The organism is Streptomyces cyaneofuscatus (assembly GCF_033109485.1).
GTDB classification, from domain to species: Bacteria; Actinomycetota; Actinomycetes; order Streptomycetales; family Streptomycetaceae; genus Streptomyces; species Streptomyces cyaneofuscatus.
On sequence record NZ_CP137002.1, the window covers coordinates 2,917,750 to 2,930,865 of the forward strand.

The following is a 13,116-nucleotide window of genomic DNA, read 5'->3' on the forward strand; positions in this document are numbered from 1 at the left end:
TCGCGCGTGACATCTACTGATTACGCGGTATCCACACCGTCTCAGGCCCTCCTCAGGTCAGCCCGCCCGCCGCGCCCCGCAGGTGCACGATGTCCCCGGCCGAGACCGGCTGCTGGAGCCCGTCCTCGGTGGAGAGCACCAGACGCCCGTCGCCGTCGATCGCGACGGCCTGCCCGACCAGGGAGTTCCCGCCCGGCAACTCGGCCCGTACGGTCCGGTCCAGGGTCGCGCACCCGGCCGCGTACGCCGCCTGGAGCCCGCTCGCGGCCGCGTCACCGCCCGCGCCCTTCCACTCCCCGTACCAGTGCTCCAGGGAGCGCAGGACGGCCCGGAGCAGGGTCTCCCGGTCGGTGGAGACGGCTCCGGCGAGCGCCAGGGACCCGGCGGTGGGGGCGGGCAGCTCATCCGCGCGCAGCGAGACGTTGATGCCGAGGCCGACCACGATGCCGTCCCCGGCGAACTCCCCGAGGATGCCGGCGGCCTTGCGCTCCTCGCCCGGTGGGGTCTCCCCTGCGCGGAGCTTGTCGGAGCCCTTGGGGACGGTGACCAGCAGGTCGTTGGGCCATTTGAGTGCCGTGTCGACGCCCGCCGCCTTGGCGAGGCCGGTCGCCGCGGCCACCCCGGCGAGCAGCGGCACCCACCCCCACCGCTCCACGGGCACGTCGTCGCCGGGCTCCAGGTAGACCGAGAAGAACAGCCCGGAGCGGGGCGGCGCGGTCCAGCTCCGCTCCAGCCGGCCGCGCCCGGCGGTCTGCTCCTCGGCGACCAGGACCGTGCCCTCGGCCAGGCCACCGGAGCGGGCCCGCTCCGCGAGGTCGGAGTTGGTCGATCCGGTGGCCTCCACGACCTCCAGCTCGCTCCAGAGCGACTCGGGCCGCAGCAGCCCGCGGCGCAGTGCGGTCACGTTCAGGGGCGGCCGGTCCAGGTCCGACCAGCGGTTCTGTGGCGCATCCGGTGGTGTCATGCAAGCCACCCTAGGTGTGGCAAAGGACGCACTGCCTTTCCGGAGACGCGCCGATACCCTACGAGTCAGTAGCCGGAGCGTTGCGTACGAGCATGACGTACGAGCGTTGCGTGACCAGAAGTTACGAGCCAGTAGCCGCAGAGTCGGACAGACGACCGGTCGTCCCCCCGTGACCGTCACCGTTCGTCGTCCCCGTGACCAGGCAGGGAGCCGCCCCCCGATGTCCGAGCCGCAGAGCGACATCCACACCACCGCGGGCAAGCTCGCGGACCTGAGCCGCCGTATCGAGGAGGCGACGCACGCGGGTTCGGCCCGCGCCGTCGAGAAGCAGCACGCCAAGGGCAAGCTGACGGCCCGTGAGCGAGTCGATCTCCTGCTGGACGAGGGCTCCTTCGTGGAGCTCGACGAGTTCGCCCGGCACCGCTCCACCAACTTCGGCATCGAGAAGAACCGCCCGTACGGCGACGGTGTCGTCACCGGGTACGGCACGGTCGACGGCCGCCCGGTCTGCGTGTACTCGCAGGACTTCACCATCTTCGGTGGCTCGCTCGGCGAGGTCTACGGCGAGAAGATCGTCAAGGTCATGGACTTCGCGCTGAAGACCGGCTGTCCGGTCATCGGCATCAACGACGGCGGCGGCGCGCGCATCCAGGAGGGTGTGGCCGCGCTCGGCCTCTTCGCCGAGATCTTCCGCCGCAATGTGCACGCCTCCGGGGTGATCCCGCAGATCTCGCTGATCGTCGGCCCGTGCGCCGGCGGCGCCGTCTACTCCCCCGCCATCACCGACTTCACGGTGATGGTCGACCAGACCTCGCACATGTTCATCACCGGCCCCGACGTCATCAAGACGGTCACCGGCGAGGACGTCGGCTTCGAGGAGCTGGGCGGAGCCCGTACGCACAACACCACCTCCGGGGTGGCGCACCACCTGGCGGGCGACGAGAAGGACGCCATCGAGTACGTCAAGTCCCTTCTCTCCTACCTCCCTTCGAACAACCTCTCCGAGGCCCCGGCCTTCCCGGAGGAGGCGGACCTCGCCACCACGGACGAGGACCGGGAGCTGGACACGCTGATCCCGGACTCGGCGAACCAGCCGTACGACATGCACACCGCGATCGAGCACGTGCTGGACGACGCCGAATTCCTGGAGACCCAGGCCCTGTTCGCGCCGAACATCATCACCGGCTTCGGGCGGGTGGAGGGCCACCCGGTCGGGATCGTCGCCAACCAGCCGATGCAGTTCGCCGGCTGCCTGGACATCGACGCGAGCGAGAAGGCGGCGCGCTTCGTCCGGACCTGCGACGCGTTCAACGTGCCGGTCATTACCTTCGTCGACGTGCCGGGCTTCCTGCCGGGCGTGGACCAGGAGTACGGCGGCATCATCCGGCGCGGCGCCAAGCTGATCTACGCGTACGCGGAGGCGACGGTCCCGCTGATCACCGTCATCACCCGCAAGGCGTTCGGCGGCGCGTACGACGTGATGGGCTCCAAGCACCTGGGCGCCGACCTGAACGTGGCCTGGCCGACCGCCCAGATCGCCGTCATGGGCGCCCAGGGCGCGGTGAACATCCTGCACCGCCGCACCATCGCCGCCGCCGAGGACCCGGACGCCACGCGCGCCGAGCTGATGACGGCGTACGAGGACGCGCTGCTCAACCCGTACGTGGCCGCCGAGCGAGGCTACGTCGACGCGGTGATCATGCCGTCCGACACCCGGGCCCACATCGTCAAGGGCCTGCGTCAACTCCGTACAAAGCGGGAATCCCTTCCCCCGAAGAAGCACGGCAACATCCCGCTGTAGCCCGTTCCCGTTCCCGGAGAAAGGAGCCCGCCCATGATCAGGGTCGTACGGGGCAACCCGACCCCCGAGGAGCTGGCCGCCGCCCTGGCGGTGGTCCAGGCCCGCGCCGCGGCGAGCGCCGCCGTGTCGTCCGGCGCGCCCGTCCCGCCCGAGCAGTGGTCCGACCCGGGCCGCATCGCCCGTACGGGCCGCCTGCGGCCGGGCCCCCGGGCCTGGGCCAGGACGTACTGGCCGGCCTGAGCCGGAACCGGGCGCCGCTGCCTCTTGAGTACCCGTACTCAGGCGCATCGGCGCCCGGCGCGGGCAGGATCGGAAGCATGCTGTGGTCCGACCCCGAGAACAAGCCGCCGAAGGAACTGCGCGACGCCCAGGACATGATGCGCAGAGCGGGCGTCCTGCTCGCGCTGGCGATGCTGGTCGCGATGTTCGTGCTCGGCACCCGCTGAACCCTGACAAGGTCCACAGGGTCCATCGAGGGCGCGGGCCCCTTCTACGATGGCCGGTATGACTGATCAGCGCCGCCTCGTCCTCGCCTCCGCCTCCCCCGCCCGCCTCGGCCTGCTGCGCCAGGCGGGTTTCGCCCCCGAGGTGATCGTCAGCGGGGTGGACGAGGACGCCCTGTCCGCCCCCACCCCCGCCGAGCTGGCCCTGGTGCTGGCCCGGGCCAAGGCGGCGGCGGTCGCGGAGCGCCCCGAGGCGGCCGGGGCCCTGGTCATCGGCTGCGACTCGGTCCTCGAACTGGACGGCGAGGCGCTCGGCAAGCCGGCCGACGCCGAGGAGGCCACCGCCCGCTGGAAGGCGATGCGCGGCCGCTCCGGCATCCTGCAGACCGGCCACAGCGTCATCGACACCGCCTCGGGCCGCCACGCCTCGGCGACGGCGTCCACCGTCGTACGGTTCGGCGAGCCGAGCGACGCCGAGGTAGCCGCGTACGTGGCATCGGGCGAGCCGCTGCACGTGGCCGGGGCCTTCACGCTGGACGGCCGGTCGGCACCGTTCGTCGACTCCATCGAGGGCGACCACGGCAACGTGATCGGCCTCTCGCTGCCGCTGCTGCGCCGCCTGCTGGGCGAACTGGACATCTCGGTGACGGAGTTGTGGGTCTGAGACTCACGCGAGTCCCGGGAGGGCGGCGGCTCAGACGGCCGCCGGGGCCGCCTCGTCACTCACCCGGTCCTCGCCACGGCCCTCGGGCCCGTACGCGAGCAGGGTGAACACCAGCAGGGCCAGCACCACCATCATGAAGGCGAACGCGGCCCAGCCCACCAGCCCCACGGTCACCGCCCCGAGCACCCCGTGCACCACCGTGCAGCCGATCAGCGCGATCCGCCCGAACCGCCCCGGCGAGCGGTCCCGGACCCCGGCCAGCAGCGCGATCAGCCCGCACCCGACCAGCAGCGCGGCGGAGACCCCGCCCATCACCCAGGTCCCGGTGGACATGGCCTTCGGGTCCATCCCGGCCAGTGACATGTTCTGGTTCTCGGCGACCGTGGCGAGGACGGCGTTGACGGCGAAGATGCCCACCGCCTCCCCGAACAACACGAGCGCGGTCACGATCGCCACCGGTCTGCGCAGCAAGGCGCCACCCCCTGTTACTTGCGGTACGTGCGTGTCGCGGACCTTACTCACCGGTATTACTCCGGACAAGGGGTCGGGCCGCCTCGTACGCCACGCAAAGAATCCCCCGGCCGTTCGTAGGGAGTCCACAAAGAAACGCCGTGAGGCGTTGACCTTCAGGACAGAGACCTGCACCACACCGGGTAGTTACTGTGCGGTTGTAGAACCCGGCGTACCGTGGTGCCACAAGGGATTTCACTACTGGGGCAAGCCTCGAATCACACTCCGTGTGGGCAAGCTCACCATTGGGGACGGGTCGTAGCGCCGTGTCGGTAGTCCCTAAACTCAGCTTGTTTCCAGGAGGGAGTCATCGTGCGCAAGGTGCTCATCGCCAACCGTGGCGAAATCGCTGTCCGCGTTGCTCGGGCGTGCCGGGACGCGGGGATCGCGAGTGTCGCGGTCTACGCCGATCCGGACCGGGACGCGTTGCACGTCCGGGCCGCCGACGAGGCGTTCGCGTTGGGCGGTGACACCCCGGCCGCCAGCTATCTGGACATGGCCAAGGTGCTCCAGGCCGCCGCGGACTCGGGTGCGGACGCCATCCACCCCGGGTACGGGTTCCTGTCGGAGAACGCCGAGTTCGCCCAGGCCGTCCTGGACGCCGGGCTCACCTGGATCGGCCCGCCGCCGCAGGCCATCCGCGACCTGGGTGACAAGGTCGCCGCCCGCCACATCGCGCAGCGCGCCGGCGCGCCGCTGGTGGCCGGCACCCCCGACCCGGTCGCCGGTTCGGCGGAGGTCGTGGCGTTCGCCGAGGCCAACGGGCTGCCCATCGCGATCAAGGCCGCCTTCGGTGGTGGCGGGCGCGGGCTGAAGGTGGCCCGCACGCTGGAGGAGATCCCGGAGCTGTACGACTCCGCCGTCCGCGAGGCCGTCGCCGCGTTCGGGCGGGGCGAGTGCTTCGTGGAGCGCTACCTGGACAAGCCGCGCCACGTGGAGACCCAGTGCCTGGCCGACCAGCACGGCAACGTGGTCGTCGTCTCCACCCGTGACTGCTCGCTCCAGCGCCGCCACCAGAAGCTGGTGGAGGAGGCCCCGGCCCCCTTCCTCTCCGAGGCGCAGAACGCGGAGCTGTACGCGGCGTCCAAGGCGATCCTGAAGGAAGCCGGCTACGTCGGCGCGGGCACGGTCGAGTTCCTCGTCGGATCCGACGGGACGATCTCGTTCCTGGAGGTCAACACCCGCCTCCAGGTCGAGCACCCCGTCACCGAAGAGGTCACCGGCATCGACCTCGTACGCGAGATGTTCCGCATCGCCGACGGCGAGGAGCTCGGTTACGGCGACCCGGCCGTGCGCGGGCACTCCTTCGAGTTCCGCATCAACGGCGAGGACCCCGGCCGCGGCTTCCTCCCCGCCCCCGGCACCGTCACCGCCTTCGCGCCGCCGACCGGCCCGGGTGTCCGCCTGGACGCGGGCGTCGAGTCCGGCTCCGTGATCGGCCCGGCCTGGGACTCCCTCCTGGCCAAGCTGATCGTCACCGGCGCCACCCGCGAGCAGGCGCTCCAGCGCGCCGCGCGTGCGCTGGCCGAGTTCCAGGTCGAGGGCATGGCCACCGCCATCCCCTTCCACCGCGCCGTCGTCGCCGACCCCGCCTTCACCGCCGACCCGTTCACCATCCACACCCGCTGGATCGAGACGGAGTTCGTCAACGAGATCAAGCCGTTCGCCGCCCCGGCGGAGGCGGACGCGGAGGACGAGGCCGGTCGCGAGACCGTGGTCGTCGAGGTCGGCGGCAAGCGCCTGGAGGTCTCGCTGCCCTCCTCGCTGGGCATGAGCCTGGCCCGTACGGGCCTCGCGGCCGGCGCCAAGCCGAAGCGCCGCGCGGCGAAGAAGGCCGGCTCCGCGGCCTCCGGCGACTCCCTCGCCTCGCCCATGCAGGGCACGATCGTCAAGGTCGCGGTCGAGGAGGGCCAGGAGGTCAAGGAAGGCGACCTCGTCGTCGTCCTGGAGGCCATGAAGATGGAACAGCCCCTCAACGCCCACCGCTCCGGCACGGTCAAGGGGCTCACGGCGGAGGTCGGCGGTTCCGTCTCCTCCGGCGCCCTGATCTGCGAGATCAAGGACTGACGGCTCGGAGCCCGTACAGACCTGTACAGAGTTGCGATGAGGGGCCCGGACCACGTCACCAGGACGCGGTCCGGGCCCCTTCGCGTGCAGTGGCATCCTGGACCCCACGAGAGGTGCTCGGACCGAGGGAGGGCGGGAGCCATGGCAGGGCCGATCTCGATGGAGCCGGGCACGGCACGGCCGCCGGAGCGGCCGATGCGCGCGGACGCCCGCCGCAACCACGAACGGCTGGTCGGCGTGGCCCGTGCGGCCTTCGCCGAGCACGGCACGGATGCCTCGCTGGAGGACATCGCGCGGCAGGCGGGCGTGGGCATCGGCACCCTCTACCGCCACTTCCCCCACCGGCACGCCCTGCTGAACGCGGTCTTCCAGGACGCCCTGCGCTCCCTCCTGGACCGCTCCCGCGAGCTCGCGGGCGCCGAGGCTCCGTGCCGGGCGCTGGTGGACTGGCTGGGGGCGATCGTCGCTCACGCGGGTGAGTACCGCGGACTGGCCCGCGCGCTCATGTCGGCCTCGCAGGACGAGACTTCGGCGCTCACGCAGTGCCATCTGCCGTTGCGGGAGGCGGGGGCGGGGCTGTTGCGGCGGGCGCAGGAGAGCGGCTCGGTGCGGGCGGATGTGTCCATCGATGATCTGTTGCAGCTGACCAATGCGATCGCCCTGGCAGCCGAACAGTCTCCGGACGATCCGGAGTTGGCGGAGCGGCTGCTGCGGTTGACGTTGCGGGGGCTGAAGTAGGAGCGGGGTCAGTCGTCCGGGGCTGCCGTCATCTCGTCGTTGACGCTCTGCCCCAGGAGGTCTGCCGCCTTCAGCCTGAGGTTGTGGGCCGTGAGGCGGGTGTTGCTGGTCCGCATATGCTCGGGGCCCAGCACGCGTTCTTGTGCGTCGAGAACGTCCGCCAGCATGACGACCGCCTCATCCACCCGACCCGACTGCCCCAGGGACTCAGCGTAGGCGAAGCGTGCTTCCAGAGTGAAGGGATGTTCGGCGCCGAAGGCGCCTTCCCGGATAGCGAGAATCTCCTCCTGGAGAAGCAGAGCCTCATCCGTGCGCCCCACTCCCCAGAACAAGTCGGCCAGGTCGGCCCGGGCTGACACGGTGGCAGGGTGTTCAGGGCCGCTGGTCCGTTGGTGGAAGTCAACGACCTGCTTCTGCGTGGTAATTGCGTCCTCGGGGCGATCGGCTCGCTCGTAGTAGCCAGCAAGCGATGCCCTCGTGACCACGGTGCTGTGATCGTCCCGGCCCAAATCCCGCTCGTACTCCGCCACCACTTCTTCTCCCAGGGCGACGCTCTCCTCAGGAAGGCCCGCGAGAGCACGACAGTCGGCCATCAAGGAGCGCGCGAAACGAAGGTGGGGGTCCGACGTTCCACTCAGGTGCTGAATCCCGGCAAGGACCCGTTCCTCCAGCGGATCGGCGTCTTCGTGCAACCCGCCCATACGGAGGGAGAGAGCCAGAAGGCCCGCTGCCTTGAGGGTCTCGGGACAGTCCCAGCCCAACTCGCGCTCAGTGTAGGCAAGATTGCGCTCCATGAGCGGAATCGCTTCCTGGTGGCGGTTCATCTCCCGATAAGAGAAGGCGAGGCGGTCACGAGCGTCTCGAGTGCTCTCGTGGTCCGCGTCGAGATGACGTTCGTTCCTGACGATCAGCCACTCGTTGTAGGCGATCGACTCCGCTGCATGTTGGAAGCCGATGAGACTTTGCCCGGCACGGTCGAGGAGAGGGAGACTGAGCGGGTGCCACACGCGGGCGCCCGTGTGATCGACCAGAGCCCCGGTATTGGCGCGCAGGACGACCCCGAGCTCCGGAGAGACGTCGTCTGACTCCGACCAGGCGGCGAGAAGGCCTCTGGCCGCCGCGATGGTCACCACGATCTCGTACTCCTCGGCCCTCGTCTCGCGGACGGCCCGTTGGGTGAGCGCATGGCAGCGCACCGCACGGGGTTCATTGCGAAGATCGCTGGTGATCAGCCCGTAACGGTGCAGGGTCCGCAGGGCGGCGTGGGCCTCCTCAGACGTGACCGGCACCGGAGATTCCGCCCGTTGCCACCACCGCCTCTTCCGGTACGCGCCCTCGCGAAAGTGGGTCAGATAGACGAGCGCCTCTTCGGTGTCCCACAGGGCATGAGGATGGCCCGCCGGGTCGAGGACGGAGACGAGATCGAGTGCAGGGACGGCAAGGCCCTGGGGTTCGGAGCGCTGTGCGGCGTCAAGGGAGAGCAGCAGGCCCGCGGCCACCCGGCGGCCGTACCCCTCAGTGTCGCCCTCCGGCGGTAGGAGCTGGTCGAGTCGTCGCCCGCTGTCACGGAAGCGGTCCAGGTAGACCGCGCAGGGCGTGCCCTGGTTGATCAGGTACGCGGCGGCATGGCCGAGAGCCAGCGGGAGGCAGCCCAGGTCCCGGGTGAGGTCGTCGACGGCTCCGTCCAGGAGATGGCCGCAGCCGTCCCCGTCCAGACGGCCCCGGAGGTAGTCGTGTGCCTCCTGCGCGGTGTAGACGTCGACGTCGATACGACGGCGGGCGGCACCGGTGAGTCGGGCGTCGTACAGCCGGGTGGTGGCCAGTGTCCGGCCGGAGCTGCCCTGGCCCGGCGGCCACCACTCCTCCATTCCGGCCGGGTCGGTGACGTCATCGAGGACGACGAGCCAGCTGCGGGAGGTCGTCGCCAGCCAGGAGAGGAAGACGCGCGCGTCCTCCTCCGGGTGACTCCCCGCCGTGCCGGGTGCCACGACGAGAGCTGCGGCGTGGGCGTACGCGGCGATGACCTGGTGCACGTCGCTCGCCGGGACCCACAGCACCAGGTCCGTACCGTCGCGCGCGGCCTCCATGGCGTAGGCGGAGGCGAGTTGGGACTTGCCCACACCACCGCCGCCGGACAGCACCAGGGCCGCCAGGGATTCCGAGGAAGCTGTGGCGCCGATCCGCTCCCGCAGCGCGGCCCGTGGCTGGAACGCCGAGGCCAGTGCGGGAATGCGGCCGATCTGCAACGGCCACTGCACAGGCGAGCTCTCGCCGGACGGATGCAGGTGGTACTGCCGCTGGTCGAAGACCTGGCTGCCCGGGCCGAACGCGTTATTGCTGACGTCGCGCCCCGCGCCGGTGCCGCCGCCACCGGCCCGGACCCGTACCGAAGCGGCGGAAAGGAAGTGCTCTTCACTGCTGGGTACGCCGGTGCCGTCGGTCGTACGGCGCCGTCTCCGGGGCCACCGGGGTGTCACCGCCGCTCGCTCTCGTCCCCGATCGCGTTGCCGCGGATGTCGCCCGCCGCACCGATGCCGTCGCGCCCGACGCGCAGGTCCGTGCGTCCTGGCTGCGAGGGCGCCGGCCGCCGCCGAGGGCTGGAGGACGTCACCCGCGAGCCCCGGCCGATGGCGTTGTCGCTGATGTCGCCGCCCGCGACGATCCCTCCGCGTCCGGCCCGCAGACGGCTGCCCGCTCCGGAGCCGCCCGGCCCACCCGGACGTACCAGCGTCACCACCGCCACCACCAGCGCGACGAGGCCCGCGACGGCTCCCGCCAGGCTGGCCGCCCGGTCCGCGGTGTCCATGTCCACGAGCACGGCGATGGCGATCAGCCCCAGGGCCACCGCGCCCGCCACGACCGCAACGCCCCACGCCACCGCGCGCCCAGCTCCCGACACACCTGCCATCTCCAGCCCCCTACAGGTCCACCACCACGTCCAGTCCAGTGTCTCTCAAGGACGTTGACCTGCCGGGCGCCGAGGGAGAAATTCCGGGGCCGGTGCAAGAAGGAAACAGGAGGCCTACCGCCGACGCAGGTCAGCCACCCTGGCCCGCTCGCCCGACGACGATGCTGCCTGGTCGGACAAGGACGACGCGCTGCGCAGTTGCGGTCCCAGGCCCCCGGCCCGGCCCGTCGTCGTCCGGCGCTGGCCCGGGAGCGGCATGTCGCGGCGGGGGCGGCGGTCCCCGGGGGGTGCCTCGCCCGTCTCCGCGTCCGGGCCCGCCACCGTGACCTCCACGCCCTGGTCCGCCAGGGCCTGGAGCTCCGCGGCCGCGCGCTCGTCGTGGAGCGGGGGCTCGTCCGTCACCAGACGGGTGATCAGCTCCGTGGGCACCGTCTGGAACATCGTGTCGGCGCCCAGCTTCGTGTGGTCCGCCAGGACGACCACCTCCGCGGCGGCCTGCACGAGGGCCCGGTCCACGCTGGCCGAGAGCATGTTGGAGGTGGACAGGCCACGCTCCGCCGTGAGGCCGCTCCCGGAGAGGAAGGCCCGGGAGACCCGCAGCCCTTGGAGGGACTGCTCGGCCCCGCTGCCCACCAGCGCGTAGTTGCTGCCGCGCAGGGTGCCGCCGGTCATGACGACCTCCACCCGGTTGGCATGGGCCAACGCCTGGGCGACCAGCAGCGAGTTGGTGACCACGGTCAGGCCGGGGACCCGCGCGAGCCGGCGGGCCAGCTCCTGCGTGGTCGTGCCGGCGCCGACCACGATGGCCTCGCCCTCACCGACCAGCGAGGCCGCCAGGTCGGCGATGGCCGTCTTCTCCGCGGTGGAGAGATGGGATTTCTGCGGAAAGCCGGACTCCCGCGTAAAACCGCCCGGCAAGACCGCACCGCCGTGCCGGCGGTCGAGGAGTCCTTCTGCCTCCAGTGCCCGCACGTCCCGCCGTACGGTCACTTCGGAGGTCTGGACGACGCGGGCGAGCTCACGGAGCGATACCGCCCCGTTGGCACGCACCATTTCGAGGATCAACTGACGACGTTCTGCAGCGAACACGAAACTGACAGTAACCTGGCCGCAGGTGAGTTTTCAGCAGTTTGCGCCGAATAACGGAAGTTGTACATCCGGCGGTCACCGAAGTGGTATAGGGGCTTTCGATGTTGTCCGGGTGTGATCGCCGAGCGGTCATCACCCTCGCCCGGACTGCCAGGGGTTGCCAGGGAATGTCGGAATTCCCCGGCAACCACAAGGCCACCAGCGGGTCTTGACCTGCCGTCAGTCCTCGTCCCCGAACTTGCGGGTGTGCAGCTGCCGGGCCACCTCTGCGATCGATCCGGACAGCGACGGGTACACGGTGAACGCCTTTGCGATCTGTTCCACGGTCAGGTTGTTGTCGACCGCGAGCGAGATCGGGTGGATCAGTTCGCTGGCGCGCGGCGCGACGACGCAGCCGCCGACCACGATCCCCGTACCGGGACGGCAGAAGATCTTGACGAAGCCGTCGCGGATGCCCTGCATCTTGGCGCGCGGGTTGCGCAGCAGCGGCAGCTTCACCACCCGGGCGTCGATCTTGCCCGCGTCCACATCCGCCTGGCTGTAGCCGACGGTGGCGATCTCCGGGTCGGTGAAGACGTTGGCGGAGACCGTCTTGAGGTTCAGCGGGGCGACCGCGTCGCCGAGGAAGTGGTACATCGCGATCCGGCCCTGCATCGCCGCCACCGAGGCCAGCGCGAAGATCCCGGTGACATCGCCGGCCGCGTAGACGCCGGGGGCGCTGGTGCGCGAGACCCGGTCGGTCAGGATGTGGCCGGAGTCCTTCAGCCGTACGCCGGCCTCCTCCAGGCCCATGCCCGCGGTGTTGGGGATCGCGCCGACCGCCATCAGACAGTGCGAGCCGGTGATGACCCGGCCGTCGGCGAGGGTCACCTCGACCCGGTCGCCGACGCGCTTGGCCGACTGGGCGCGGGAGCGGGACATCACGTTCATGCCGCGGCGCCGGAAGACGTCCTCCAGCACGGCGGCGGCGTCCGGGTCCTCGCCCGGCAGCACCCGGTCGCGGGAGGAGACGAGGGTGACGCGGGAGCCGAGCGCCTGGTAGGCCCCGGCGAACTCGGCGCCGGTGACACCGGAGCCGACCACGATGAGCTCCTCGGGGAGTTCGTCGAGATCGTAGACCTGGGTCCAGTTCAGGATGCGCTCGCCGTCCGGCTGTGCGTCCGGGATCTCGCGGGGGTGGCCGCCGGTCGCTATCAGCACGGCGTCGGCGCTGAGCCGCTCCTCGGTGCCGTCGGCGGCGGTGACGACGACCTGGCGGGAGCCGTCTGCCGCCTGGAGCCCGTCGAGCCGACCCCGGCCGCGCATCACTCGGGCGCCGGCCCGGGTGACGGAGGCGGTGATGTCGTGGGACTGGGCGAGCGCGAGGCGCTTGACGCGGCGGTTGACCTTGCCCAGGTCGACCCCGACCACCCTCGCCGCCTGCTCTATGTGCGGGGTGTCGTCGGCGACGATGATCCCCAGCTCCTCGTACGAGGAGTCGAAGGTCGTCATCACCTCGGCCGTCGCGATCAGGGTCTTCGATGGCACACAGTCGGTGAGTACCGAGGCTCCGCCGAGGCCGTCGCAGTCGACGACGGTCACCTCCGCGCCGAGCTGGGCGCCCACCAGAGCCGCCTCGTAGCCGCCGGGGCCGCCGCCGATGATCACGATCCGGGTCACGAAAAGTCCGCCTCGCGTGGGTGTCATCCCCACGGCCGTCTGCCGCCCCGGCCGGGGGTCCGGGGGATCGCCCCGGGGGGAATGCAGTACGTACTCCATTGTCCCGCACGCGCCAAACAGATTCGCCCCGGGGCCCTCCATACGGGAGCCGGGGCTCCGGGCGTACCGGCGCGGAGGCCGCCGCCGTACCGGAATCGACCCGCCCGCACACCTCTTCGAACCCCCGCCCGGCACTCCCCCGACCGGGGCCTTCGTCACAGGAATCGGCACTCC

At 71.0% G+C, this 13,116-nt stretch carries 12 protein-coding genes; 6 read left to right on the plus strand and 6 right to left on the minus strand.

Features of this window, described 5'->3' with window-relative positions:
- Window positions 1-52 precede the first annotated feature (52 nt).
- The gene (locus R2B67_RS12335; protein ID WP_018510401.1) at window positions 53-964 is read right to left on the minus strand and encodes a biotin--[acetyl-CoA-carboxylase] ligase; all 912 of its coding nucleotides are present in this window, start codon (window positions 962-964) and stop codon (window positions 53-55) included.
- Window positions 965-1,184: 220 nt separating this feature from the next.
- Here R2B67_RS12335 and R2B67_RS12340 point away from each other — a divergent pair, with 220 nt between their 5' ends.
- From R2B67_RS12340 to R2B67_RS12355, 4 genes are all read left to right on the plus strand, one after another.
- Complete coding sequence (locus R2B67_RS12340) at window positions 1,185-2,765, plus strand: acyl-CoA carboxylase subunit beta (protein WP_317817885.1); 1,581 nt, start codon at window positions 1,185-1,187, stop codon at window positions 2,763-2,765.
- Between the two features lie 33 nt (window positions 2,766-2,798).
- Window positions 2,799-3,005 (plus strand): acyl-CoA carboxylase epsilon subunit, encoded by a 207-nt coding sequence (locus R2B67_RS12345; protein ID WP_018510403.1) that lies wholly within the window; start codon window positions 2,799-2,801, stop codon window positions 3,003-3,005.
- Window positions 3,006-3,082: 77 nt separating this feature from the next.
- The gene (gene mmpB / locus R2B67_RS12350; protein WP_018510404.1) at window positions 3,083-3,211 is read left to right on the plus strand and encodes a morphogenic membrane protein MmpB; all 129 of its coding nucleotides are present in this window, start codon (window positions 3,083-3,085) and stop codon (window positions 3,209-3,211) included.
- A 49-nt stretch (window positions 3,212-3,260) separates the two neighbouring features.
- Window positions 3,261-3,872, plus strand: a complete 612-nt coding sequence (locus tag R2B67_RS12355; protein WP_026241174.1) for a nucleoside triphosphate pyrophosphatase — start codon at window positions 3,261-3,263, stop codon at window positions 3,870-3,872.
- A 30-nt stretch (window positions 3,873-3,902) separates the two neighbouring features.
- Here the strand turns inward: R2B67_RS12355 and R2B67_RS12360 are convergent, their stop codons facing one another.
- Entirely contained in the window at window positions 3,903-4,340 is a 438-nt protein-coding gene (locus tag R2B67_RS12360) for a hypothetical protein (RefSeq protein WP_317824830.1), read from the minus strand.
- Between the two features lie 354 nt (window positions 4,341-4,694).
- Between R2B67_RS12360 and R2B67_RS12365 the strand changes: the two genes are divergently transcribed.
- Window positions 4,695-6,449 (plus strand): acetyl/propionyl/methylcrotonyl-CoA carboxylase subunit alpha, encoded by a 1,755-nt coding sequence (locus R2B67_RS12365; RefSeq protein WP_317817888.1) that lies wholly within the window; start codon window positions 4,695-4,697, stop codon window positions 6,447-6,449.
- Between the two features lie 195 nt (window positions 6,450-6,644).
- Complete coding sequence (locus tag R2B67_RS12370) at window positions 6,645-7,187, plus strand: TetR/AcrR family transcriptional regulator (protein ID WP_455679987.1); 543 nt, start codon at window positions 6,645-6,647, stop codon at window positions 7,185-7,187.
- 8 nt (window positions 7,188-7,195) lie between these two features.
- Here R2B67_RS12370 and R2B67_RS12375 read toward each other — a convergent pair whose 3' ends face one another.
- From R2B67_RS12375 to R2B67_RS12390, 4 genes are all read right to left on the minus strand, one after another.
- Window positions 7,196-9,664 carry a tetratricopeptide repeat protein gene (locus R2B67_RS12375; protein ID WP_317817891.1) on the minus strand — a complete coding sequence of 823 codons (2,469 nt, stop codon included), beginning with the start codon at window positions 9,662-9,664 and terminating at the stop codon, window positions 7,196-7,198.
- Window positions 9,661-10,095 (minus strand): hypothetical protein, encoded by a 435-nt coding sequence (locus R2B67_RS12380; RefSeq protein ID WP_317817892.1) that lies wholly within the window; start codon window positions 10,093-10,095, stop codon window positions 9,661-9,663. Before R2B67_RS12380 ends, R2B67_RS12375 begins: the two co-directional genes overlap by 4 nt.
- A 114-nt stretch (window positions 10,096-10,209) precedes the next feature.
- The gene (locus R2B67_RS12385; protein WP_272899575.1) at window positions 10,210-11,184 is read right to left on the minus strand and encodes a DeoR/GlpR family DNA-binding transcription regulator; all 975 of its coding nucleotides are present in this window, start codon (window positions 11,182-11,184) and stop codon (window positions 10,210-10,212) included.
- Window positions 11,185-11,403: 219 nt separating this feature from the next.
- Window positions 11,404-12,843: an NAD(P)H-quinone dehydrogenase gene (locus tag R2B67_RS12390; RefSeq protein WP_018510410.1), complete on the minus strand. Its 1,440-nt coding sequence runs from the start codon at window positions 12,841-12,843 to the stop codon at window positions 11,404-11,406.
- Window positions 12,844-13,116: the final 273 nt, after the last annotated feature.